The organism is Serratia microhaemolytica, assembly GCF_004011885.1.
Classification (GTDB): Bacteria; Pseudomonadota; Gammaproteobacteria; order Enterobacterales; family Enterobacteriaceae; genus Serratia_G; species Serratia_G microhaemolytica.
The window spans coordinates 1-1,360 of record NZ_SBEF01000118.1 but is presented as its reverse complement, the minus strand read 5'-3'; the positions used below and the strand labels follow the sequence as shown (position 1 = coordinate 1,360).

General features: G+C 38.8%; 2 protein-coding genes and 1 pseudogene. 2 read left to right on the top strand and 1 reads right to left on the bottom strand.

Features of this window, described 5'->3' with window-relative positions:
• Positions 1–194: 194 nt before the first annotated feature.
• Positions 195–545 (top strand): hypothetical protein, encoded by a 351-nt coding sequence (locus EOJ37_RS14245; RefSeq protein WP_206194078.1) that lies wholly within the window; start codon positions 195–197, stop codon positions 543–545.
• Positions 542–940 (top strand): hypothetical protein, encoded by a 399-nt coding sequence (locus tag EOJ37_RS14240; protein ID WP_127960517.1) that lies wholly within the window; start codon positions 542–544, stop codon positions 938–940. The genes EOJ37_RS14245 and EOJ37_RS14240 overlap by 4 nt, the downstream gene beginning before the upstream one ends.
• Before the next feature lie 226 nt (positions 941–1,166).
• Here the strand turns inward: EOJ37_RS14240 and EOJ37_RS14235 are convergent.
• Positions 1,167–1,360: pseudogene (locus EOJ37_RS14235) on the bottom strand (SymE family type I addiction module toxin); the annotation flags it as partial.

The window sequence follows — 1,360 nt, the reverse complement described above, 5'->3', positions numbered from 1 at the left end:
TCGGGAAAAGTTGCGTGTCGGTTTTTCCCAAAATGGGGAAGTGTGTTCTTTAAAAGCATTGCTGTTCAGTGAGATGCGAGCGTCGGTGAGTACGATCGCCTTGGGATCACTCCTAAGACCCGATAGGGTTATCGGGCGGAATTAATTTATATCAGTATGCGCCAAATACATTTAATTACATCGATCCGTGGGGATTGACGTGTGGGCTATTATATAGAGGCGTAAGTGCTAAGCATCCCGATATAGAGCTTGCGAAAAAAGGAACTGTTAAACCAGCGAAACCTGATGCAGATCTAACGCCAGAACAACATGCTGAAGGTGGTTTAACTGGTGAGAGTCAATATGTTTCTTGGACTCCAAATAAAGAATTAGCTCTGCAACATGCTAATAAAGACGGTTCAGGCGGTGTTCTACTTGAAGTTCCTACAGGTGCTCCACCTGCGGGAGCTACTTGGTCTTGGGGATGGACTCATATCAATCAGTGGAATGAAGTTGAAATGTTGCAACTGGGGACTCGAAAGGGTGCTAAGGTTATTATGTTATGATGAATAAAGGTAATTCTATAACTTATTTGGCTGAACTTATTAGTGCGCTCCCTTACGAAAGGCCGTGGATAGAAGAACTAAATAAAGTTATATTTTCAGATAGTTGCGTGGAATTACCAAACAATCCTGAAGTAAGGAGAAATGAGTTTTTTTTGAATATCTCAAAGATGAGATTAAAGAGCACATTAGAAAACAAAGTGAATACCTTTGGCATTGTGGATTTAATTTTTTATTTAGAAAAACTGCCTGCCGATTCACTATTAGAAAGGTATGGAATAAAAAATAATTTTTTCTTTGGTGATTGTTTTGTTTTTAATGGCTCACTTATTGGCTGTGCTTTTGTAAAACAAGTAAGAACTGAAACAAAAATAGGGTTATCATGGCTTGACAAGTGAAAAAATAGTTTTAATAGCTAACTGAACTGTTTTTAATAAGAAAAGCCGGAAAGATCTTCCAATCTTTCCGGCTTTTTATTTGCAGCTAAATAAATTTACTCTTGCAGCACCAAGCCATTGGGATAATTTTTCCTACGCTCTCATTGTATTTTGTCCCAAATGATTCATCATAAAAAAGGCCGGAACTTATAACAGATCCGGCCTTTTCTTTTAGCTGCAATTTACGCTACAGCCTTTCTACTATCACCTTTCCTTGTGTAACAAAAATATCTAGCAGTTGGCCTGCTATGCCGGTTTCTATCAGCCATTCTCCGGCTACATAGAGTTCGCCACTTTCCGTTACAGCGTCTAAAGCAATATCTTGGCTATGATTATTCCGGCAACGGCAAATAACAGTTTTGATATCCTCTTCATCATCCA